The 23,972-nt window shown below is 38.1% G+C and carries 22 protein-coding genes; 9 read left to right on the top strand and 13 right to left on the bottom strand.

Translation table 11 applies throughout. The annotated features are described in order from the left end of the window. Nucleotides 1-6 precede the first annotated feature (6 nt). The 6 genes from ACWNCI_RS13465 to ACWNCI_RS13440 all read right to left on the bottom strand — a co-directional run bounded on the left by ACWNCI_RS13465 (nucleotide 7) and on the right by ACWNCI_RS13440 (nucleotide 4,955). On the bottom strand, nucleotides 7-669 hold the full coding sequence (locus ACWNCI_RS13465; RefSeq protein ID WP_346983841.1) for a hypothetical protein: 663 nt from the start codon (nucleotides 667-669) through the stop codon (nucleotides 7-9). 90 nt (nucleotides 670-759) lie between these two features. Next, a complete protein-coding gene (locus ACWNCI_RS13460) occupies nucleotides 760-1,995 on the bottom strand; it encodes an MFS transporter (protein ID WP_449388689.1) in 1,236 nt (411 codons plus the stop codon). Between the two features lie 94 nt (nucleotides 1,996-2,089). Then, a complete protein-coding gene (locus ACWNCI_RS13455; protein ID WP_449388688.1) occupies nucleotides 2,090-2,455 on the bottom strand; it encodes a hypothetical protein in 366 nt (121 codons plus the stop codon). A 69-nt stretch (nucleotides 2,456-2,524) separates the two neighbouring features. Continuing rightward, a complete protein-coding gene (locus ACWNCI_RS13450) occupies nucleotides 2,525-4,024 on the bottom strand; it encodes a GH3 auxin-responsive promoter family protein (RefSeq protein WP_449388687.1) in 1,500 nt (499 codons plus the stop codon). A 129-nt stretch (nucleotides 4,025-4,153) separates the two neighbouring features. Beyond that, a complete protein-coding gene (locus ACWNCI_RS13445) occupies nucleotides 4,154-4,366 on the bottom strand; it encodes a hypothetical protein (RefSeq protein WP_449388686.1) in 213 nt (70 codons plus the stop codon). A 196-nt stretch (nucleotides 4,367-4,562) separates the two neighbouring features. Continuing rightward, a complete protein-coding gene (locus ACWNCI_RS13440; protein WP_346983845.1) occupies nucleotides 4,563-4,955 on the bottom strand; it encodes a hypothetical protein in 393 nt (130 codons plus the stop codon). Nucleotides 4,956-5,191: 236 nt separating this feature from the next. Here ACWNCI_RS13440 and mfd point away from each other — a divergent pair, with 236 nt between their 5' ends. The 7 genes from mfd (at nucleotide 5,192) to pth (ending at nucleotide 13,719) form a co-directional block, all read left to right on the top strand. Further along, nucleotides 5,192-8,560: a transcription-repair coupling factor gene (gene mfd, locus ACWNCI_RS13435; protein ID WP_449389498.1), complete on the top strand. Its 3,369-nt coding sequence runs from the start codon at nucleotides 5,192-5,194 to the stop codon at nucleotides 8,558-8,560. Between the two features lie 121 nt (nucleotides 8,561-8,681). Beyond that, on the top strand, nucleotides 8,682-9,503 hold the full coding sequence (locus ACWNCI_RS13430) for a hypothetical protein (RefSeq protein ID WP_449388685.1): 822 nt from the start codon (nucleotides 8,682-8,684) through the stop codon (nucleotides 9,501-9,503). A gap of 20 nt (nucleotides 9,504-9,523) precedes the next feature. Further along, nucleotides 9,524-10,345 carry a hypothetical protein gene (locus ACWNCI_RS13425; RefSeq protein ID WP_449388684.1) on the top strand — a complete coding sequence of 274 codons (822 nt, stop codon included), beginning with the start codon at nucleotides 9,524-9,526 and terminating at the stop codon, nucleotides 10,343-10,345. 3 nt (nucleotides 10,346-10,348) lie between these two features. Next, nucleotides 10,349-11,098, top strand: coding sequence for a hypothetical protein (locus ACWNCI_RS13420; RefSeq protein WP_449388683.1), 750 nt, complete (start codon nucleotides 10,349-10,351; stop codon nucleotides 11,096-11,098). A 74-nt stretch (nucleotides 11,099-11,172) separates the two neighbouring features. Continuing rightward, nucleotides 11,173-12,030 carry a hypothetical protein gene (locus ACWNCI_RS13415; protein ID WP_449388682.1) on the top strand — a complete coding sequence of 286 codons (858 nt, stop codon included), beginning with the start codon at nucleotides 11,173-11,175 and terminating at the stop codon, nucleotides 12,028-12,030. A 102-nt stretch (nucleotides 12,031-12,132) separates the two neighbouring features. Further along, entirely contained in the window at nucleotides 12,133-13,068 is a 936-nt protein-coding gene (locus ACWNCI_RS13410) for a hypothetical protein (protein WP_449388681.1), read from the top strand. An 87-nt stretch (nucleotides 13,069-13,155) separates the two neighbouring features. Next, nucleotides 13,156-13,719, top strand: a complete 564-nt coding sequence (pth, locus tag ACWNCI_RS13405; protein WP_449388680.1) for an aminoacyl-tRNA hydrolase — start codon at nucleotides 13,156-13,158, stop codon at nucleotides 13,717-13,719. Nucleotides 13,720-13,747: 28 nt separating this feature from the next. On the opposite strand, the gene ACWNCI_RS13400 is transcribed toward pth, so the two are convergent. Beyond that, the gene (locus ACWNCI_RS13400; protein WP_449388679.1) at nucleotides 13,748-14,185 is read right to left on the bottom strand and encodes a hypothetical protein; all 438 of its coding nucleotides are present in this window, start codon (nucleotides 14,183-14,185) and stop codon (nucleotides 13,748-13,750) included. A 573-nt stretch (nucleotides 14,186-14,758) separates the two neighbouring features. Here ACWNCI_RS13400 and ACWNCI_RS13395 point away from each other — a divergent pair. Both ACWNCI_RS13395 and ACWNCI_RS13390 read left to right on the top strand, forming a co-directional pair. Next, nucleotides 14,759-15,208: a hypothetical protein gene (locus ACWNCI_RS13395; protein ID WP_449388678.1), complete on the top strand. Its 450-nt coding sequence runs from the start codon at nucleotides 14,759-14,761 to the stop codon at nucleotides 15,206-15,208. A gap of 638 nt (nucleotides 15,209-15,846) precedes the next feature. Beyond that, a complete protein-coding gene (locus tag ACWNCI_RS13390) occupies nucleotides 15,847-17,409 on the top strand; it encodes a fibrinogen-like YCDxxxxGGGW domain-containing protein (RefSeq protein WP_449388677.1) in 1,563 nt (520 codons plus the stop codon). A gap of 1,154 nt (nucleotides 17,410-18,563) precedes the next feature. On the opposite strand, the gene ACWNCI_RS13385 is transcribed toward ACWNCI_RS13390, so the two are convergent. From ACWNCI_RS13385 to ACWNCI_RS13360, 6 genes are all read right to left on the bottom strand, one after another. Continuing rightward, the gene (locus tag ACWNCI_RS13385) at nucleotides 18,564-19,199 is read right to left on the bottom strand and encodes a carbonic anhydrase family protein (RefSeq protein WP_449388676.1); all 636 of its coding nucleotides are present in this window, start codon (nucleotides 19,197-19,199) and stop codon (nucleotides 18,564-18,566) included. A gap of 51 nt (nucleotides 19,200-19,250) precedes the next feature. Next, nucleotides 19,251-20,843 (bottom strand): SulP family inorganic anion transporter, encoded by a 1,593-nt coding sequence (locus tag ACWNCI_RS13380; protein WP_449388675.1) that lies wholly within the window; start codon nucleotides 20,841-20,843, stop codon nucleotides 19,251-19,253. A gap of 146 nt (nucleotides 20,844-20,989) precedes the next feature. Continuing rightward, on the bottom strand, nucleotides 20,990-21,289 hold the full coding sequence (locus ACWNCI_RS13375) for a hypothetical protein (protein WP_346983857.1): 300 nt from the start codon (nucleotides 21,287-21,289) through the stop codon (nucleotides 20,990-20,992). Between the two features lie 22 nt (nucleotides 21,290-21,311). Further along, on the bottom strand, nucleotides 21,312-21,980 hold the full coding sequence (locus ACWNCI_RS13370; RefSeq protein WP_449388674.1) for a carbonic anhydrase: 669 nt from the start codon (nucleotides 21,978-21,980) through the stop codon (nucleotides 21,312-21,314). Between the two features lie 260 nt (nucleotides 21,981-22,240). Beyond that, nucleotides 22,241-22,792: a serine acetyltransferase gene (locus ACWNCI_RS13365; protein ID WP_449388673.1), complete on the bottom strand. Its 552-nt coding sequence runs from the start codon at nucleotides 22,790-22,792 to the stop codon at nucleotides 22,241-22,243. A 10-nt stretch (nucleotides 22,793-22,802) separates the two neighbouring features. After that, a complete protein-coding gene (locus ACWNCI_RS13360; RefSeq protein WP_449388672.1) occupies nucleotides 22,803-23,957 on the bottom strand; it encodes a glycosyltransferase in 1,155 nt (384 codons plus the stop codon). Between the last annotated feature and the right edge of the window lie 15 nt (nucleotides 23,958-23,972).

The raw sequence follows: 23,972 nt of genomic DNA, 5'->3' as shown, positions 1-23,972 counted from the left end.
TTATGATTATTTAAGAATAGATAGGTAATAGTTTGCATCTTCTTTTCCCCAGCTTGGGTCAAGATTGGATTTCTTACTATAAGATTTCAATTTAGCCAAGGCTGAATTGAAATACGTTTTTGCCAATTCTTTATCTCCTCCATTTTTTACCGGAGAATTTAAGGTAATTTCACCTTTAACCACATCAATTCTTGGGTTATTTTTGTCTTCTGACTCTGCTTTAGCCAAATATTCATTTGCTTTAGCCAGATAAGAAGCATGATCTGTCGGATTATTTGATGATTTTAATAGATAAATTTGTGATAAAAGAATGTTTGCTTCTGCATTATTCGGATTTTTCACAAATATTCCAGCAATGTATTTTTCTGCCAGAGCTGAAGTTTCATCAATATTTGACATTTTACCCTCCCGCTGAGAACTTATCTCAGCTCTTACTAATGATAAAGCTGTGTAATAATAAGCTCTCCAGTCTTCTTTTTTTGTTTCAGTACCTTTAGAGAGAGCATTGACATATTTAACAAAAAAATCTTTGGGCTGCTGAAAGTCTTCAGATTTTTTTGCAGACTCTAACTTAGCAATTTGAGTCGGCAGACTTTTTTCATAAGACGACTGAGCATAGCTATATGCTCCCACGGCTAACGAAAATAAAAAGAATAGTTTTTTTACCATAATAGAAAATATTTTATAAACAAAGATAAAAAATTATTAATTTTAATTTAAAGTTTTTAAGATTAATTTAAAAAAAATATATAAATTGTCCTAATATTGCATTTTTCTTAACTTCGGATTGGTTACTCCTACGATTAATGCAATCAGCACAGTCATCGTTCCTCCGAAAATCACGGAACGTACCACTCCCATTAATTTTGCCGTAAGCCCGCTCTCAAACTGTCCCATTTCATTGCTCGACATTATGAATATTGAATTCACACTCAACACCCTTCCTCTGATATGATCCGGGGTTTTCAACTGAACGATTGTTCCTCTGATGACCACGGAAATTCCATCCAGCATTCCGCTCATCATTAAAAACATGAAAGAAAGCCAATAGAGTCTGGATAATCCGAAACCAATAATGCATAACCCAAATCCCGTAACCACAGCCAGTAAGATTTTCCCCTGATTTTTCCTTAACGGAATAACCGACAGGATGGTAATGATACACATTGATCCTATATCTGATGCCGCATTCAGCAATCCGAAGCCTTCAGCACCTACTTTCAGAATATCGGTAGCATATACCGGAATCATCGCAACAGCACCTCCGAAAAGCACGGCAAACATATCAAGACAAAGAGCTCCCAGAATTTCTTTGGTTTTAAAAATATAAGAAATCCCCTCCCGCATACTATCTATAACGTTAATATTCTCTTTTTTGTATTCGGAATATTGTTTATTTAACTGAAAGAAAAATAGTGAAGCTAAAAATATTAATGAAATAATAACAATCAGTGTCCATTTTATCCCGAAATAACCAATCAGAAATCCGCCGGCAGCATGACCGCAGACAGATGAAATAAGGAATGTTGCCTGGTTTAGAGTAACCGCATTCGGCAAATTTTCTTTTTTTACAATTTTAGGAATCATAGAAGGAACGATAGGGCCGATGAAAGCTCTGGCAATCCCTGTAAAGAAAATGACACCGTAAATGAAATAGGTAATCTGATGCCCCGAAAAATGAATTTCTACATTGAAAAATGCTGGAATAAGCAATAAGCCGATTAAAAAAATGTAAGTATAGTTACAGATTAAGAGTAGTCTTTTCTTTTCATTCATGTCGATCACATGACCGGCGTACAAAGCACAGCTTACTGCCGGAATCACTTCCGAAAGCCCGATAAGACCTATTGAAAAAGGATCTTTCGTTAGTTGATATACCCACCATCCCAATAAAGTGGCAAGCATTCTGAAAGCAAGAACAATAAAAAATCTTCCCGTAAGAAGGTTTCTGAATTCGACATTTTGTAATGTCTGTAACGGGGTAAACGAAATCATCTCGCAAAAATAGCCTCAAATATTGATTTAAGGCTATTGTTATGGTATATTTTTAAATGAAAAATTGTATGACTCCTAAAAGATAAAATCTATTTTAGTTGTCTGCGCGAGAAGCGCTTATCACTATTGCTGCAACACCAGCTGCTCCGATCACGGTAGCTCCTATTACCGTTTTTGCTTTTCTGCTGTCTCTTACTGCCGCAACGTTAGACTTTGGAATGGTAACAACTGTACTGTCTTTTTTGCCTGCAGTTCCGATCAAATTGTCGCCGTCAACATTCCGGAATAACATTTTTTGATTCTTTGAGCCATCTCTCATCATCACAGTGTACATTTTGCCTGCTTCAAGATTAGAATAATCATTTTTTGCAGTATCCATACTATATTTTGTGGTTGCACAAGATGAAATTACAAATAAAGATGTCAGTAAAGATGATTTTAAAAGTACAGATGCTTTCATTATTATTTTTTAGTTTTCCAAATTTATAATTTTTTTCGAATATACGTTTCCGGAATTGAAAAAATATGCTTAAAGTTTGTAAATTTCCAATAATTCTGCAATTTTCCTGTCATTGGCAAGTCTTGGTGTTTTATTTTGCCCGCCCAGTTTTCCCTGTGATTTGGCATATTCATGAAACGCGTTTTTCTTTAAATTCGCAATATGCAATTTCTGAAGAATATTTCCGGAGATAAGATCATCATAATAGCTATTGCGTTTTCTCAGCTGGTCGTCTAACTCATTTTTGAATAATTCTAAATTTTCAGGCTCTTTTTCAAATTCAATAAACCATTCATGATAAGGAAGGCCTTCCCTGGGATTTACATTCGGGGCAAGATGAAATTCGGTAATCTGTGCGGGATATTTTTCCAGAGTTGCTTTTAAGGCTTCTTCTACTTCATAAGCAATCACATGTTCACCGAAAGCAGAGGTAAAGTGTTTCGTCCTTCCGCTCACGAGAATTCTATGTGGATTTTTATCGATAAACCTCACAACGTCACCGATAGAGTATGCCCAAAGACCGGAATTTGTTGTTAAAATCAAAGCATAATCTTTATTGATTTCAATTTCTTTTAAGGTTAATCTTCTTGCATCAGGTTTGCCATATTCTTCCAAAGGAACAAATTCATAAAATATACCATGATTGGTTAAAAGTAGCAGACCTTCTTTCGTGTAATCATCCTGAAATGCAAAAAAGCCTTCCGATGCCGGAAAAGTCTGCACGATATCCACCTTACCACCCAAAAGTTCTTCCATTTTATCGCGGTAAGGCTCATAGTTTACCCCTCCGGTGACGATCAGCTGAAGATTAGGAAATATCTGCTTGATTTTTTTACCATGTTTTTCGACCAATTTTTCAAAATACATGATGAGCCATGGCGGAATGCCGGAAATCAGCGTCATGTTTTCTTTTTCCGTTTCTTCTACGATTTTGTCAACTTTGGCTTCCCAGTCTTCCATAATATTGGTTTCCCAGCTTGGCAGCCTGTTTTTCTGCAGATATGTTGGAATATGGTGTGCGACAATCCCGGAAAGGCGGCCGGTTTTTATTCCGAAAACTTCTTCCAATTCGGGGCTGCCCTGTAAAAATATCATTTTACCGTTGACGAAATCTGCATTGTTTTTTTTGGATATGTAATGAAAAAGTGCGCTCTGCGCTCCTTTTACCTGATATGGCATTCCTTCTTTCGAAATAGGAATATATTTTGAGCCGGATGTTGTTCCGGAAGTTTTAGCAAAATATTCGGGAATATCTGTCCAGAGAATGTTTGCCTGTCCTTTTTTTACTCTTTCAATATAAGGTTTCAGATCTTCGTAATCTGAGATGTTAACTTTCTCCTGGAAATCGCGTACGGATTTAATATTTTCAAAATCATGCTCTCTCCCGAAAAGTGTTTTTTTTGCGGTATCTACCAGAGAAAGCAACAGCTTTTCCTGATTGCTTTCAGCGTTTTTTTTTAATTCTTCGGCTTTGCCTACATGATTTTTTGCCCACAGCAATGCTATATTTTTCTTTAGGAAGTTTACCATGCTTCAAATTTATAAATAACTGAAGAATCTGTAACAATTTGTACGACAATATCCAACAAAAAAACCGATGAATGAGTGGTCATCGGTTCTTCGAAATTTGATTATGAAAATAACAACTATTGTTGAGTCTTATTTGTTTTCCTTATGTTTTTTATCGTGTTTTTCTTCTTTTTTAAGTTTTTTGCTTTCTTTACTTTTGTTGTCATTTGTTTCCTCCTTTTTCACTTTTGCTGTTGCAGCTTTCGCCGGTTTTGCAGTTTGATGAGGAGTTGGAGTTGTGTTTTGTGCTGTTGCAAGGCCAAGTCCTAATACGATGGACATTGCAGATAATAACTTTTTCATAAGAATTATATTTTCTTGTTTGTTGAGTCAAAGTTAGGCAAAATTGCGACCTGAAATCTCAATTTCAGAAACTTAACTAAAGTTTATCACAGCTTAAAAAAAGATTAAACAACCCAGTCTCAAAAGGGTATTACAAACAAAACCTGCTTTCCTTTATAAAGAAAAGCAGGCTCTGATATAATGTGTGAAAAGTTGGTTACCGTGTACAGTTAGCGGTCCACGTTTTACCGTCTTTTATATACAATATTTTTAAGTCGTTATTATCAATTCTGATATACGATGTTGCCGTAGATCCTACTGATACCAGTGTATTATCACCTTGTTGATTAAATTCAACTCCGTTAAGGTCCGGAATTCCGTTGGAGAAGGCGAAATTGTACTTTGTTCCGCTGGCAATTTTGGTTACAAACACACTTCCGTCATTTGAACTGATGTTGTTATCTCCGTCAGTATATCCTACACTTCCTTTGTAAGTTCCTGCGAAAAAGTCGTTGTTGGCAGGGTCGTCGTCGTCGCTGCATGATGTAATTGCCGTGACTGCAAAAAACACTAAGACAAACATTCCTAAAATTCTGATTGCTTTTTTCATAATAATAATTTCTTTTAATTTTGGTAGTGTAAGGTTTCCAAACAATGTGCCATTCGGGGAAAGGTTATCTATTTTAACTTATTTTAGGTATAATATTAAAATGCAATTTATTTTTAGCAATGATCTAGATAAAGCTGCGCATTTTCCCGAAAAAAAAATAAAGTAGTACCTTTGTGAAGATCAAACGGTTTCGGAAAACTCCCGAAATCGCTTTTGCCGTTTATATAGAATTATTTATGCAGTTAAAAACCATCAGCGAAAAGTTTCTTCCGGATCTGCTTCAGAAAGAGTTCGGGAAAGAAATTTTCATTCAACTGGAAAACCATCAACATATATCCGTAAAAGGCAGCGCAGGATCTGCTACCTCTGTCTTTTTAGCAGAACTTTTCCTTAGCCGTAAAAAACATATTCTCTATATCATTGACGATAAAGAAGATGCATTGTATGCCAGTACGGAAGTAGAAGACCTCCTCGGAAAGGATAAAGTGCTGTATTTTCCTGCCACTCATCTCGAACCGTATCAGGTAGAAAAAACGCAGAATGCCAATCTGGTTTTAAGAACTGAAGCCATTAATAAGATTACCTCAGGGAAATCTCCGAAAGTCATTGTTGCCTATGCCGGTGCGCTTTCTGAAAAGGTTTTGAGGAAAGAAGATTTTAAAGCCATTTCGCATCATATTAAAGTTGGAGACCAGCTTGATTTTGATTTTGTTGATGAATTACTGAATCATTACAGCTTTCAGCAAACAGATTTTGTTTCGGAGCCGGGAGAATTTTCTGTGCGAGGAGGAATTGTGGATGTTTTTTCTTTCTCTAATGAAAAGCCTTATCGTATTACTTTTTTCGGGAACGAGATTGAAAGTATTAAAACCTTTGATATCGAAACACAACTTTCAGTAGACAAGGTCAGCGATTTTCAGCTGGTTTCCAATATGAATTTTACGGTAACCGGAAGCCGGGTTTCCTTACTTCAGCTGTTACCTAAAGAAAGTATAGTAGTTTCCAAAAACGGAATCATCGGTATGCAGAAGCTGAAAACCTTCTATGAAAAGGCGTTGGAAAAATATGAAACACTAAGTAAAGATATCGCCCACAGAAGTCCTCAGGAATTATTTATCTCCGATCAGGAATTTTTATTTGATTATAAAAAGTTTAAAACAGTAGATTTCGGAAGCGTTTCGATTGAAGGACTTATTGAGCTTGAAGAGATTAAAATAGACCAGGTGCCGCAGCCGGCTTTTCATAAGAATTTTGAATTGTTGATCGAAGACCTTGAAGAAAAACAGAACGAAGGTTTCGATACCTGGATTTCTTTTTCGGGAGAAAAGCAGAAAGAACGACTGGAGTCTATTTTTGAAGAGCTGGAGCATCAGCTTCCTTTTAAAAGTTTTAAATCTGAACTTCATGAAGGATTCGTCGATCATAATCATAAATTGCTGGTGTACACTGATCATCAGATTTTTGACCGTTATCAGCGATATAAAGCTAAAAACACTTTTGCCAAGTCGGAACAGCTTACGTTAAAAGATTTAATGTCTCTTAAAATTGGTGATTATATTGCCCATATAGACCACGGTATCGGAAAATTCATGGGATTGGTAAAAGTAAATAATGACGGTAAAATTCAGGAATGTTTTAAACTTACCTATAAAAATGGAGATTTGTTGTATGTAAGTATTCATTCTCTTCATAAAATCTCGAAATATAATGGCCCGGAAGGCCGTGAAGTGGTTTTAAGCAAACTCGGATCTCCAACCTGGAAGTCTTTAAAGCAAAAAACAAAAGCAAAAGTAAAGCAGATTGCTTTCGATCTTATAAGACTTTATGCGCAGAGAAAAACCGCCAAAGGATTTGCCTATACACCGGATTCTTATTTGCAGAATGAACTGGAAGCGAGCTTTATTTATGAAGATACTCCGGATCAGGAAAAAGCAACTATTGATGTAAAAAAAGATATGGAAGCCGACACGGTGATGGACAGGCTCGTGTGCGGAGACGTAGGTTTTGGTAAAACTGAAGTTGCCATCCGTGCGGCTTTTAAGGCTGCAACTGACGGTAAACAGGTGGCTGTTCTTGTGCCTACGACAATTCTTGCTTTTCAGCATTACAGAAGTTTTAAAGAAAGACTCAAAGATTTTCCGGTGAATGTCAGTTATATCAACCGTTTCAGAACCGCAAAGCAGAAGTCTGAAACATTGGAAGCGCTTAAAAACGGAAAAGTTGACATCGTCATCGGAACCCACCAGCTGGCAGGAAGTTCGGTGAAATTCAAAGATTTGGGATTATTGATTATTGATGAGGAACACAAATTCGGAGTTTCGGTGAAAGATAAATTAAAAACACTAAAAAGTAATGTCGATACCTTAACATTGACGGCGACGCCTATTCCGAGAACGCTTCAGTTTTCTTTAATGGCTGCGAGAGATTTATCGGTAATTAAAACTCCACCGCCAAACAGGCAACCTGTTGATACGCAGCTTGTAGGCTTTAATGAAGAAATTATTCGGGATGCTGTTTCTTATGAGCTGCAGCGTGACGGTCAGGTATATTTTATTAACAACAGAATCGAAAACCTCAAGGAGATCGCCGGGCTTATACAGCGACTGGTTCCGGATGCAAGAGTCATTACCGGTCACGGACAGATGGAAGGAAAGCAACTGGAAAAAAATGTCCTGGATTTCATGGAAGGAAAATATGACGTATTGGTTTCTACCACAATCGTAGAAAGTGGGGTGGATGTTCCGAATGCCAATACCATTTTTATTAATGATGCCCAACGTTTCGGAATGGCAGATCTCCACCAGATGAGAGGAAGAGTAGGACGGAGCAACAGAAAAGCATTCTGTTACCTGATCACACCGCCGTACGATATGATGACCTCGGATGCCAGAAAAAGACTGGAAGCGATTGAACAGTTTTCCGATTTGGGAAGCGGTTTTCAGATTGCTATGAAAGACCTCGAAATACGTGGAGCCGGAGATCTGCTGGGTGCCGAGCAGAGTGGATTTATTAATGAAATGGGATTTGAAACCTATCAGAAATTAATGCAGGAAGCTCTGGAAGAGCTGAAAGACGATCAGGAATTCGAGAATTTATTTGAAAATGAGGAAGAAAGAAATAAACTCTTCAAAACTACAAAAGACATCAATATTGATACAGATCTTGAACTGATGTTGCCTGACTGGTATATTTCCAATACAGAAGAAAGATTATTGCTGTATCAGAAACTGGCTGATATCGACAATGAAAAGAGCCTTGAAAAGTTTGAATCTGAACTGAAAGACCGATTCGGAAATCTGCCGGATGAAGCCATAAATCTATTAAAAAGTGTAAGCTTAAAATGGCTTGCAGCCGAGATCGGCTTTGAAAAGATCGTCATGAAAAACGGTGTGTTTTTAGGGTATTTCCCGGGAAATCCGCAGGATAAGTTTTATCAGACTGATAAATTCCGTCATATTATCAATTACCTCACCAAAAATCCTGCTGAAGCTCAGCTGAAAGAAAAAACAGGTAAGGAGGGTAATCAGCTGATGATGAGAAAAGACAAAGTGAATAATGTATATGAGGTAAACTCTCTTTTAAAATCGATGCTTACAATGAGCTAATGTAATGCATTTTCAATTTTAACTCTATTTTTATTGAATTCATTATCAGGATTAATCTTTTAATTTCAGGCAAAAGTTATTTTTACTTATTGTGATTTTGATTACATTTGCAGTCATTATTATGAAAAAAAAAATATATAACATTGTAGCAGGATTCATTTTTGCTATTCATGGTAACGCTCAAGTGGGGATTAAAACGGATGCGCCAAATGCCACACTAGATGTGAATGGGGCAACAACACTAAGAAAAGAGCTTAGAGTAGGTGGCACTTCGACACAAGTAGGGAATCCCGGACTAAACGGGCAGGTTTTAGTTTCGCAGGGAGAAGGTTTGCCTCCCATATGGAAGTCTTTGAATGTACCCTTGGTGGAAGCAGGACAATACAAACTTACCAATTCTTATCTGTTTTCAGATCAGGTAGGTATTACTACTTTTCCAAATGATAGTAATGGGACAGTATATAAAAATAATGTAGGAGATGATATTAATGATACCAATACAGGTCTATGGGTCAAATTAGGCGCCCTTAGTAATGCCATTGAAATCAAAAATGGTAATAACAGGATTGCCTATCAGTTCCAGACAGGCGTTGAAATGCGGTCACCAACACCAGCGATTTCTGAGAATGTTACTTTTGCCTGCGGAATTTTCAGAAACGGAAAACTGGTAGCAGTTCGGGCTGATAAAGTTTCATCGACCAATAATGTAGGAAAAAACGGTCTTCAAGACTATATATTTACGCTTAATTATACCGAGAAGGATGTTGCTATAGGAACTCATCAGATAGAGGTTGCTTGCCGGAAGATAATCTCTTCAAACACTGGCAGTGCATTCTCTATTGGGAGGAATTTAGCAAACCAGACTTCTGATCCCTATATTTCCAATCCATTTATTTTAGAATCTGAATTTAAAATGGACATCATTGAATTCATCACTTATTAACTAAACACGATCAATACTGCATGAGAAGATTAATTTTACTTTTATCAATTGTTTCAGGATTTACAATATCTGCTCAGATAGGTATAAAGACAGCGTCTCCAAAAGCTATCCTTGATGTGAATGGTGATATGAACCTCAGAGGAAAATTATCGGTATTAAATACGAACGATAATACAATTTTCGGGGGAACCAACGACCAGATACTGGTTTCCCAGGGTGAGGGATATCCACCTGCGTGGAAAAGTCTTCGTATTCCGGATTATGAGCAGAATAAGTTCTTTCTCATTTATAATAATTCCTTTTCAGACATGGTAGGGATTACTTTCAACTCTAATGAAGAACCTGCTACAGCTGCCGCATTATCCACATTGTCCTCTTTATTCGTAAAGAACACCAATTTCAGTTCGTTGAATACATTTAAAAAAATAGCATTATTGTCGCAACAGTTTGAGGCATACAGTGAGCAGAGTAAAGTATATTTCCAGTTTGAAACGGTAGTTCAGGGTACTTTTGGTGCTAATGCAAATCCCGACAGCTCAATCGATTATGCCTGTGGGATTTTTATTGATGATAAACTGGCGAATATGAGAATCAGAAATATTAAGGCAAGCTCGGCAACAAATACATTTATCACCCATAATCAGATCGGAATGGCTCAAAACCTTTCTAAAGGGACACATACTATAAGTGTAGGCTGTAAAAGGCTAAAATCTTATAATACCAGCGCAACACTTGGTATAGGAACCAATGTGTACAGTAATATAAATAGCTTTATTGCACAATCATTCCTTAGAGTTGATGTTTATGAAATCCCTCAGGTATTTAATACAATCATAAATTAAATTATGCAAAGAATATTTATCATACTTTTATTTCTACTTTTTGTATATACCAATGCACAAATTGGTATTAAAACAGCAAATCCCGTAGGCGCTTTGGATATTAACGGTGATCTTAACGTTAGAAGTTCACTGAGAACAGGAGGTACAAATACAGTACAGGGGAATGCAGGTGTAGCCGGAAGAATTTTTCATAACAATGCCGACCTTCCGGTAAACGACTGGAAAGAAATAAAAATTGCCGACGGACAAGGCAGTATGTCTGTGTTTTTCATTAATACAGCCACAGATCAGAATGGGGTTAGATTCACTGAAGATGGGAATTCAGTCCCATATACTGAAAATTCTGAAATTACCCCGGATTGGAAGGTATTGAATGACACAGAATATACATTCTCAGTAAGTAATGCCGTCAACAAAATTGTATTTACCTTTCAGACTACTGCACAGAAAATGGGGAATGGAAATTCTTCATCAGGATTTGCCTGCGGTATTTACTTAGATAATAAGCTAAAAGCTGTAAGAACAGATGTTTTATTGGGGCCGGAGGGATCTTATAAAATCTTTAACCTGAATGCAACACTTACTAATATTCCTCCGAAAAATAACTATTCGGTAAAAGCAGCGTGCATAAAAAGAACGTTGAACGGCGGAACATTAGGCATAGGTACACCAGCTACTGATAACAATCCTTATCTCAATGCGACAATGTCACAGTCTGTCCTTACTACCTCCGTACTGCAGTCTTATCAATGATTATCGGTTACACTAAAATTTAATTCCCTGATCGCAGAAAATCAATATATTTGGACGTTAAAAATTAATAACTTATGTTTAAAAAGTACATCCTTTCATCTCTTGCTGCTATAGCGCTGAGCTTTGCTGTTTCCTGCGACAATACAACAGAAGATCCGCCTAACCAGAATAACAATAATAACAGTTCAACAGGGGCAACCATTACAGGGCCAAGGATTTTAAGTAAAATCACCAGCGGAAATTTGAATATTGAAGAATATATTACCAACTCAGGTCTTCTCTCTCAGGCTTTTCTCAGAGATGTAGCAAGCAGCAACACCATTACCGCCACTGTAACCTATGCGGGTGATAAAATTTCAAAAATAAAATATCAGGATAATGTTAATCCGCATGTTATAGATAATCTTTATACCCTAACTTACGATTCCGGGAAGCTGTCCGGAATAACGATGGATCAGACCGCCATGTCGATCACGAACCACAGTGATTTCACAGTATATTACGATGCCAACGGGCAGCTGTACAGAATTGTGGAAAAAAAGAAACTGGGAAGTACTACGAACTACACCCATTATATGGAATACAAATTTACATTTGCTGCAAATAACGTTGCAAAGCTGGATCACACCACCATGCTGATGAGCGGAGGAAATCCTGATACTTCCACAGCAACGACAATGTCTTATGCGTATGATAATTATGATTCAAAAATAAATCCTTACAAAACATTACCCAAAGAATACTTCATCGTGACAGGGACATTATTTACTGTTAATTTTAGTTGGTTATCATCCAATAATCCCGGAAAAATCACTTTAATCAACCCTGCAGGCCCGCCAGTCAGTGTGCCGAAAGGTTATTTGTATGATACTCAAAATTATCCCGTTTCAGACCAGGGTCAGGCAATTAAATATGTATATAAACCGTTATAGGTATAAATTATGTTTAATAGTTTTGCCCTAAAAGCAATAAAAAGATGATTTTTATTCAAAAAAAAATTATATTTGTGGAAAAATAAATAATCCCATATCGGAATGAAACGACTTTTTTATTTTGTTTTACTTTTAGTAAGTGTTTCTGCAGTTCATTCTTGCAAAGACTTAGCAGATGAAGACGGAAATCCGCTGCTCGATACCAACACCAATACCGGGCTGAACGGTAAACGCGCTCTTTACAGAGAAATTACAGATTCGGATACATTAGCTACGTACTATTACAATGGGCTTCAAATGTCAAAAGTAACGACAAGAGGAGCTTCCGTGAGAGACGTACAATATAGTGGCGATAAAATAAGCAGAATTACATTCAAAGGTTTTCTGGATTCCGATAATAACGGAACACTGGATTTAGACAGTACTTCCTACGAACAGCAGTTTACTTATGATGGGACTTCCAGATTAGAATCTATTTCTGAAAAACGCTCTGTGTACAATAGAACAGCTGCTATACCTCCTACAACTCCTGCAGGACCATGGGTGCTTCTTACAAAAACGCAAAAACTTTATAAACTGGTTTACAGTTCAACGACCGGAAAGCTGAGCAAGATTACAATGATGACAGGAGACGAAGTTCCTGGGGCTATATTTAGCTTTACCGACTATTCCGAAACAACATATGAATATTCAGGAGACAATGTATCTAAGGTTGTTAGAAGCTACGGGCCTATCATGCCGGGCGGTGCATTCGGAACAGCTACCGAGAAGCTTGGTTATGAGTACACCAATTATGATGCTCACATCAATCCCTATACACTATTGCCTTTTGCTTATAAAATATCCTTTATTTTATCTACAAGGTACGGTGATGAGAAAAGTATGATGCTGTCTCCTAATAATCCTGAAAGATATTCGGTCACAGACCTTTCGGTTCCTATTCCAAACCCTCTTCTCCACTCAACAAACTATAATTATGATGCTCAGACCTATATGAGAAAAGGGTTTAGCGTAAATTATATTTACAAGCCGTTGTAAGACTAATCTTAAAAATATTATTAAGCTCAATCTTTCCTTAGATTGAGTTTTTTGTTTTAATACCTTAATTTTGCAAAAAATTTCTCGATGAAATATTTAATAGTTGGGCTGGGAAACAAAGGCTCCGAATACGAAAATACACGCCATAATATAGGCTTTAAAGTAGCAGATAAAATTGCAGAAACTCTGGAGGTTCCTTTCAATACCACCAATTTCGGGTGGATGGCAGACGGAAAGTACAAAGGGAGAAGAGTATTGGTATTAAAACCGGATACCTATATGAATCTCTCAGGAAACGCCGTAAAATACTGGATGCAGAAAGAGAATATCCCTTTGGAAAATGTATTGATTATAACAGATGACCTGGTACTGCCTTTCGGAACTCTCAGGATGAAAGCGAAAGGATCTGATGCCGGACACAACGGATTGAAAAATATCAATGAAGTACTTCAGACCCAAAATTATGCACGCCTGCGCTTCGGAATCTCTGCAGATTTTTCGGAAGGTAGACAGGTAGACTATGTTCTGGGAACATGGAACGAAGAAGAAAATGCCGCACTGCCGGAGAGAATTGAAAAGTTTACAAAAGCTTCCCTGTCCTTTGTATTTGCGGGGATTAACAATACCATGTCTGCATTTAACGGAAAATAATCATATCAGCCGGGAAAGATTAATTGCTCTACGGTTTGTAAACTGTAATATCTTTTATGATCTTCTTCTCAAGAAAGTTCTTTTCGCTCACCGTAAAACGGTAATTGTGTTCCTGCTCAAAAAACTCTAAAGGAGTCGTCGGAACAGCATCGGCTCTCCATTTGATAGCCATGGTAACCTCCTTTCCGGCATTAATATCTTTATCTGAAAAGGTAAATACCGTACTTGGAAGCGGATTGTCTCTGTCTTCCCGGATATCCGACTTTGCTTTCCTGGGCTGCATCTGAGCCATATCCTTTAATAAAAGGGAAAAAGGTTTACCAATGTATTTTTCTTTATTAGTTTCAAATTTCTTGGCATAAGCAAGTGTATCAGAGATAACTTTTTTACCGGAAATCTCCTGAGCTTCTGCAGCTCCGAAGCATAATAAGAATACGATAGATAGTATATTGAAATTGATATTCATAGTGAATATGTGATATTTAATCAAAAGTAGGTATTTTTAAAATGACTTAGTGTCTATGACAAAATTATATTTAATTAATCGGATTTTTATGTCATTTCGAGTAGGTTTTTTTGTAATGAAATGGAGAAAAAACGGATCGAAAGGTTATACGCAAGATGGTCCCTCATTCTCAGAAATCATGTTTCAAAGCTTTTGGAAGACACCTAAACCCATTCTCTTTGACCAGCAATAACAGAAAAAAAGTAGTCTATCGTAGACTACTTTTCTCAGCTACAAATGTAAACAAATTCTTTTTACTTCCAAACATAACAAATTGTTTTCTAATTTCTTAGTTTTGTTCATCATAAAGTCTTAAAGAAAAATTTGTAGCAAAACAGGCGCAATTTTACACCTCATTTTACACCTGTTTTTAAGAAGTTTTGCAGTGGTGAGCCTTGTATGTAAAAAAGTAGTCTACGATAGACTACTTTCTTACAAAACATGAGACTACAAATGATTCCCTCTAAACCCCTCTCCCTCAAACGCTTTTGCGTGGTATTGTTGTGCTTTTTGGTGGTCTTGGTATCATCATTGTTGAGCGCTCAAATCTTTGTATCCTCTGATTCTGTAGTCTTTGTATCCGAAGACTCCTATCTCTATGCAGAATCTCCAGTATATATTTCCAGTCAAAATCTGAGAAAAGCATCTTTTAAGAAGTGGTCCGGGGTTTTGATCAAAACATCTTGTTCCACAGTTTCTCATAAGAAGTCCACAAGTAGTCCAGCGGATAATTTGTGTTATAAAAGCTGTCCAACAGGCAAACACAGTCTTGGACTCCTTTTCAATTCTTCAGTTACAGCTATTATCGGAAATCCTTCTCCGGTAAAACTTCAGCATAAAACAATACCATCTTCCTTTTTTCTATTAACAAGCGCAAGAAGGGATAAAGAAAAATGTATTTATATCATTCCTTATCCTTTCCAGCTAAAACATATTATGATCAATCATTTCGGGCGTCCTCCGCCCAATTTTAAACACGGATAACACTAATGTTTTATCACAAATGACACAAATTGTTGAACGCCAATAAAAACAAATGCTTTAGCAAAGGAGATTATCCACTCTATTTGTCATCCCGTAGGGATCTCAGCAAAGAATTCCACTTAACATTTGTGAATTGAGTGTTCAACCATTAGTGCCATTCGTGTTTCGTCAATTCGAGTGTTTTTTCGTAACAAGGTGAAGAAAAAATGTATCGGGAATGAAATTATTCTCAAACTCACAAACTTCTCGATATGATTTTTTCAAAATCTACTCGAAGTGGCGATAAACTCTGCGAGCTCTTATAAGTGCAACGCCTTTGTGAAACTTAAAAACACATCATAGATAAAAAAATCTTAGTGCACTTAGTGCTCAACCGGCAGCGTGATCTAAACACAAATAGCACTAATGGTCTTGCACAAATAACACTACTATTTTAGCACAAATAGGCAGCAAGGCAACCAACATTCGTGAAATTAGTGAAACCCATTAGTGTCATTCGTGTTTACCAAGCGTGAGCTCCTATAAGTGAAACGCCTTTGTGAAACTAAAAAGCATATAATAAAAAAACTTAGTGTACTTAGTGTTCAAATAAACGCTGACTAAGTCATCATAACATAAACAAACATAAATACAAACCAATGAAACATTTAATTACAATGGCTATTCTGCTCTTCAGTTTAGCCCTCAATGCTCAAGTGGGGATTAATAATACTTCCCCAAAAGTGACCCTCGATATTACCGGAAAAACGACAGACGGCAGTAGAGCAGAAGGATTGATCATTCCTCAATTAGAAGGTGATAAGATCAAAATTGCTGACACAAAATATACTCCTGATCTCAAAGGAGCAATCATTTATGCCCTTTCAGCGGTTGCCTCTCCAAGTACCAAAACTGCCAATATTACTGCCGAAGGATACTATTATTTTGACGGAAGCGTATGGCAGAAGCTGTCTAATTCTTCCGTACCGGCTGTGATCGTGACATCATCCGCTCTTAACGGAACGTATAAGGCAGGAACTGCAATGACCGCTTCCAATACATTCACCGTTACCCTGACCAATAATTCTTTCAGTACCGCTACGATTGCTTTCAGTACATCAGATTTAGCTCTCTCAGGCGTTACCGGCCTTTCGGTGGCTTCAGTGAGTACAGCTTCCAGTACTTTGATTGCAGGAGCGAGTGTGACGGTAACTTATACTTTATCAGGAACTGCGGCTGCCTGCGGAACACTTACGGCGACATGGAGCAAACTTACACTGAGTTCGATTAGAACATCTACTGTGATGCCTACCTTTACCTGTAGTGCAGGATCATGGGTAAGCGTATTACCGGAATACAGACTTAATGGACTGATGAACGGAACAGCTTATTCCGGTAATTATACATTACCATATACTGCTGGAGGAAGCTCATGTGCTTACACAGGTGAAACCATTACCCAAAGTGGACTAACCTTAACCCTTCCAGCAGGAAACTATAGTACCAGCGGAAATTTAACTTATACTTTATCGGGAACCTACACCGGCACAAGTAATGGTTCAATAAGCTTTACAACAGCGGGAGGATGTACCATCTATTTGGGACCTTGTGCTACTTGTAAAGAAATTAAGGATAAAGGGCTAACAGCAGTGGATGGTATTTACTATGTGGATATTGATCAGGCGGGAACGACCTATTCGCCAATGAGGGCATACTGCGATATGAATACCAATGGTGGAGGATGGATGCTTATTTCCGTTAATGGATCAAGTCTTTCGGCGCCAACTCAGAAGACTGAAATGACAAGTCCTAACAGCAGTGGCTACCTATCTCGTACAGTTGTACAGCAGATTGCCAATGTTAGTACACAGGTTCAGTTAAGAGCTGGAAATTCTTCTTCAAGCTATGCCAATAAAATAACCTCTCAGAGCGGAGGTCCGGCTATCCTTGCTTTAAGAAGTTCAGATACTACGTTGCTAGGACTTGGAACCTGGCACAGATCGGGGGCGCCAGAAGATTTTAGCAATAATACAACAATTGCTCCTATAGGTACATGGATATGGTATGGATCTACTTGCACCGGTACTACTGTCGATGGATGGCCAATAATGTATCATGACTGCGGTAATCCTAATGGGGTTCACTGGTTTATGTCAGATCAATTAAGCAACAGAGGGTCTGCTAATAATGGAGATCCATGGGCATCTACATGGGTAAGATAGTATTTTAACTAACAACTAAACCTTCAAGGTTTCCGATACCTTGAAGGTTTAAACAAACAATAATCAAAACAACTACAATGTCAATATTACACAAAATCAAAGCGTATCTCTAAGATAACGTTTTAAGGATATTGCCCGTCAACAACCTTGTCCTTGGGTCCGAGGAAAGTGTCTCCTTCGCTCGCGGTATGGCGTTTCCTTAGTACGTGAGTTCTGTAGTAATGAAATGAATACTATTACCCACGGGAACGTATCATCTGGAAGTGGTGACACAATATGGAGGCGGTACTTTACTGAAGGATGCGAGAATCGCTACCCTCGATAAAATATTGACGGTAGCGTAAACAGCCGGTCTCTATTTTCCGAGAGACGCTTTCGTCGCCCGACGCAAGGATCTCTCATCGGGCGGGATAAGGAGGTTATCTCGAGCGTGATAAGGTGTTCTCATCGGCCGATGAGAACATCTCTCGGAAAGCGACTCTTTTTACAGGATAGTTTTAATAGTATGAATGCACTCCGGTTTGGGAAAGATTTCCCGGCGGAGTTTTTTTGTGGGAGAGTTTTTGGAGTCGGAGAATTGGAGTGTTTTAGAGTATATGAATATGGAATTTTCTATGGAACGACGAAAAGTAGTCGACTGGCGGGGCCTGAGGGTCTCGAAGGCCCGCGTACACTGGAAGGACTGGTGGCTTCGAGTCGCCTCAGCCACCATTGATACTGAGTGTAAGGATTGAGATTTTTAGAGTGGGAAGGTTTGAGAGTCGGAGAGTTGTAGAGTGGGAGGGTCTTGGTGACTGAGCGGAGCCGAAGCCACAAAGACTTTTTTAAGAGTTGCTATCATTTGCTGAGTGTTAGAGTTTATGCTGAGCCTGCCGAAGTACCTTTGCGCTCGAAAGAATATGCTTACGGTAAATGCCTCTTGCGAACGTTGCGCTAGTAAATACAGAGAGATTCTTCACTTCGCTTCGCTGTGTTCAGAATGGCAGTGTGATGTTAATAATGAATATCACATAAGAGTGTTGGTGATTTCATACAAAAAGACCACCGCAAGCGATGGTCTCTCTGATGTACTTTTAAGAAAGTAATTTCCAATTTATCTAACTATAACCTATTTTAATTGTTCTGCGTTCTGTTCCTAGACAGAAGGGGTAATGTTACAACCAGCTTACAACTCCGGTTTCCACATCATAATTGGCGCCTACGATTTTAATTTTACCGTCCTGCTCAAGCTTTCTGAGTGTTGAGCTTTGTTTACGGATATCTTCAATCGCACTTTTTACATTCTGATGATTCAGTCTTTCTAAAAGTGAACTGTTTGCTGAAGAACGCTCTTCTCCATCTTCCATCACTTCTTTGATGATTGGGTCGAAATGATTGATAAGATGGTTCAGGTTATCCATTCCCAGTCCTTCGATTTTTGCGGCATCAAGACCGCCTTTTAATGCACCACATTTGGTATGTCCCAATACAACTACCAGCTTGGAACCGGCTACATTACATCCGAATTCCATAGAACCCAGGATGTCCTGATTCACAAAATTTCCGGCAATTCTGATGCTGAAAACATCTCCCAGCCCCTGATCGAAAATAAGCTCGGCAGAAGTACGGCTGTCTATGCAGCTCAGGATCACGGCGAATGGCCATTGTCCTTCGCGGGTAGCATTTACCTGCTCCAGAAGATCTCTGTTGGCTTTCAGATTATTGACAAATCTCTGGTTTCCTTCCTTCAGAAATTCTAATGCTCTTTCAGGAGTAATGGAGGATTGAGTTTCGTGAGTATGTGCTTTCATATATATAATCTATTTATATTTTTAAAGTTAAAAAATTATTAAACAATAAGCCTACATGGCTCTTTTATGGGTGACTACGATATGAGAATCTTCGTCTCTTTCATAGTCTCTGTATGATGTTTTGAACCCTAACAATTCTACATTGATGTCTTCTTCTTTGGCCCTTATATTGGCGAAATCCTGAATCATCTCTAAGACATCGGTCGTGATATAGGAGGTTCCTCTGGCATCAATAATTACGGTAGAGTTCGGTTTTATATTCTTCAATGTTTTTTTAATCGCAGCTTTGTTCAGGAATGAAACTTCCTCAGCCAGTCTGATAGTAATTCCGTCTGCGTCATTCAGTTTCTCTCTGCTGAGATAATACGCTCTTTTCATATTTCCCTGCAGAATATAGAAAATGGAAATGGCAAGTCCGATTCCTACTCCCTTCAATAAATCTGTTGCCACAACAGCAATAACTGTTGCCACGAACGGAATGAACTGAAATTTGCCCAGATGCCAGAAATGCTTGAAGGTCGCCGGCTTGGCCAGCTTGTATCCGACTAAGATCAATACTGCTGCCAAAGTTGCCAGAGGAATAAGATTTAATACAACGGGAATAGACAAAACACATAGTAATAAAAGGACTCCATGAATAATCGCCGATAATTTCGAGGTTGCTCCCGCATTGGCATTGGCAGAGCTTCGTACAACCACTGAAGTCATTGGAAGCCCACCGATAAATGAGCTTACCAGGTTTCCGATTCCCTGTGCTTTAAGCTCAAGGTTAGTATCCGTAATTCTTCTCTGCTGATCGAGCCTGTCTGATGCTTCAATACAAAGAAGGGTCTCAATAGAAGCTACGATGGCAATGGTCGCACCGGCAACCCATACTTTCGGATTGGTAAAGCCTGTAAAGTCCGGAAGGGTGATAAGATTCTTGAAATCATCCAGAGACTGCGGAACCGGAAGAGACACCAGATGCTGGGTCTGTATGGCCAGCGAGCTTCCTGTTATTTTAAAAAGTTCATTCAGGATAATTCCTGCGACCACAGCTACAAGAGCGCCCGGAAGCATTTTTATTCTTCTTAAAACATGAACTTTATCCCAGATGATTAATATTCCTACGGAAACAAGCGTCACAACAATCGCTCCCGGATGCACGGCTCCGAACAGTTCGGAAAAATAGCCGAAGTTCAGCCCGTTATCGAAGATCGACTGATGACCTTCATAGTCTTTATCAAATCCCAGAGCATGAGGAATCTGCTTTAAAATAATAATGATCCCGATAGCGGCAAGCATTCCCTCAATAACATTATTGGGAAAATAATTGGAAATACTTCCTGCTCTTACAAATCCTAAGACCAACTGAATAACTCCCGCAATAATTCCTGCGCACAGAAAAATATTAAATGCACCGAGATCTGTGATGGCAGTCAGAACGATGGCTGTTAATCCTGCCGCCGGTCCCGATACCGAGATGTTGGAGTTACTTATTGAACCTATCACAAGACCTCCCACGATACCCGCGATAATTCCGGATAAGGGTGGGGCTCCTGATGCCAGTGCAATCCCCAGACAAAGGGGAAGCGCTACTAAAAATACGACGAGTCCTGAAGGGAAATTCTCCTTTATTCCTCCTATTAATGATGTTTTTTTCATGATATCAAACTGCTGTGAATAGAACTGATTTATTTTTGCTTCAATAAATCAATTGCATAAGATTGGAAATTTAATTTTATAATAGTACATGGGTATCCGATATCAAAAATGATATGAATAGGCATTAAAAATTCTGATTATAATAATTAAGCTTCCGGAGGCGGAGAAAATATGGTGAGTAAAGGTGACAGATGAAAGGAATCATCTACCAGCACAAAAGATCTTTCTTCCAGGGAGGTTTCGAAAAATTTAAGATAATCGAATACATCCAGAGGTTTTGGAAGTGTCTTTTCGTAAACAATAAAAGATGATGGATGAGAATGTGGCTCTTCTTCACTGATCACGACATTTGTTCTTGTGAGATCCCAGCCGAAAACCGAGGCAATACCCGGTAAAGCCGTGAAGTTCAGAAAAAACAGTAATGTAATAATACTCCAGAGTTTCATTTCACATTCTTTTTTAGAAAAACTATTTGGTCTTTCTGCTCATGACCCAGTCAGAACTTGTAAGGTTATAGATCTTCTGGATGTCTTTGAGGATTTTTTCAAAATCAATTTCCAGATCAATGATCTTACCTGTTCTGAGGTCAAATACCCACCCATGAACCACAGGATACTCTTCTAAGATGTATCTTTCCTGTACACAGGCCATTTTTACAACGTTGATGCACTGCTCCTGAACATTAAGTTCTACAAGCCTGTCATAACGTTTGCCTTCATCTTCGATAGAATCCAGCTCGCTTTGATGAAGTCTGTAAACGTCGCGGATGTTTCTCAGCCATGGATTCAGCAATCCGAGATCTTCGGGCGTCATCGCTGCTTTTACACCGCCGCAGTTGTAATGGCCACAGACAATAATGTGCTTTACTTTCAGATGTTCTACGGCATATTGAATAACGGCTGTGGAACTCATATCCAAAGTATTGACGATATTGGCTATATTTCTGTGAACAAAAACTTCACCGGGCTTTGCTCCCATCAACTCTTCCGCGGTTGCCCTGCTGTCTGAACATCCAATGTACAGGTAATCAGGATTCTGGGCTTTAGCCAGATCGTGAAAGAAATCCGGGTTGTTTTCCAATTTGGATTCTACCCATTTTCTGTTGTTTTCAAAAATAACTTCGTACGATTGTGACATAATTTAACTATTTATAATTATTTATTTCGTGTAAATTATTTTTAAAATCAATAGACTAAATCAATAACACTACAAAAATAGAATATTTGATGAAAAAGCAAATACATTTAACAAAATTTAATATTAAAATATGCTTAAAATCATGCTTTATATCTTATTTTTCGGCTAATTGCAATTGGCAAAATATACACAAATGGTGTATTTCGATAAAATTACGAACAATTCCTAAAAAATCAATATTAAAATTATAAGATTAATTTTCAGATTTTGTTATTAATATATCCTTGTATGGCTGTTTCTGAAGGATAAATGGTGCCAGGATTTCCCATAACAACAGAATGCGGCGGAATATCAAAATTAACATAAGCGTTCGGGGCAATCAAAACATTGTGACCGATGGTAATTCCTCCTACGATCACCGCATTGGTGCCGATCCAGACCTCATCACCAATTAACGGGAAACCCGCATTTTTTCCCCGGTTCTGCTGACCGATCGTTACGCCCTGCGCGATATTGCAGTTCTTACCGATCTTCACCTTCGGATTGATGACCAATGCGCCCCAATGCCCGATATAGAAACCTTCTCCGATTTCTGTTTCGGGATAGATCTGGTAACCATATTTGATCTGGTAATGTCTTAAAATTAATCTCCAAAATATACCGATCAACGGTGTTTTACTGTATTTCTGTGCTTTTCTCAGCAGATAAATAAAGTGCAGATTCGGATTAATACATTTTGTAATGATCTGTATGCCGGAAAGCCATTTTCCGCTTTCACGGTAAAAATCTTTTTGGATGATAGAGTGTGGCATAACCGATTATTTAAATGTGATCAATGATTTCCTGAAGATGCTGTACCGATTTCTCAAGAACAAACGGAAGCTCAGCATTTTGTATCGCTGACTTATACTTTTCCGAAAGGTGTTTTTCTGTCATGATTTTTTTCATTCCCTCATAAATCCCCTCTTCCGAATTGGGTGTTATGATGCCCAGCTTTCCATTCTGCAAAAGATCTTTTATGCCTGAAATATCGGTTGCGCAAACAGGTTTTTCCAATATGAGTGCTTCTGCAATGATGGTAGGAAAACCTTCGTGTCGTGAAGACATGATGTAAAAATCCGATTGCTGCAGATAAGGATAAGGATTGCTGCGGTAGCCCAGCATCTTTACGCTTTGGGAAATCTGTAAATTGTCGAGAAGGCTGTAGATTTTTTCAAAATCATATCCGTCACCAATAATAATGAGATTGTGATGAAGTCCCTCGTCCCATAATTTCCTGTGAACATTCAGAAGCCTGTCATACCCTTTCTGTGGGTAAACGGTACCTACTGAAACAAAAAGCGGAAGTCCGGAAGCTTTAAATGGCATATCATCGATAAAAGCATTCGCTTTCTGCAAAGTGTCATTTTTATCAATCGGATTGAAGATCTTAATAACTGAATTCCTTTCTTTTTCATTGGATGCAAGCTTTAGTATTTCTTCTTCCAGCTTATTGGAAATTACCAGTATCTTATCAAATCTGAAGAATTTACGGATGATATCAGGAGTATATTCTTTTAAACTAAAAATATCGTTTTGTACCCATATGATCTTTTTTGAATTTTTCTGGGGACTTGAAAGGATGTCTTTATATATTGCGTGAATAGCTCCTATTTCAACGTCATATTGTTTGCCTGCTAAAATGGTTTTATAAAGAATGGACGGAAACATCAGCAATATTTTCTGGTATAGCACTCTGAAAGCTTTTATAGGGATATCCTGTATTCTGTTAGTCGTGATCATATCACCTTTGATGAGATAGCACAGATTAATCCATGCCGGAACATCCTGAATATACTGTCCCGAATAAAGGTTGACTAAAAGATCAATCTCATATTTGTCTGAAGGAATATTTTTCAAAAAGTTGATCAGTGCTTTTTCCGCACCACCATGGCGCAATGAACCGATTCGGATAAGGATTTTTTTCTTTTTCATCATTGTATTTTGAATTCC

The sequence above is a fragment of the Chryseobacterium lineare genome, assembly GCF_977014045.1.
This window is presented reverse-complemented; position numbering and strand designations above follow the sequence as displayed.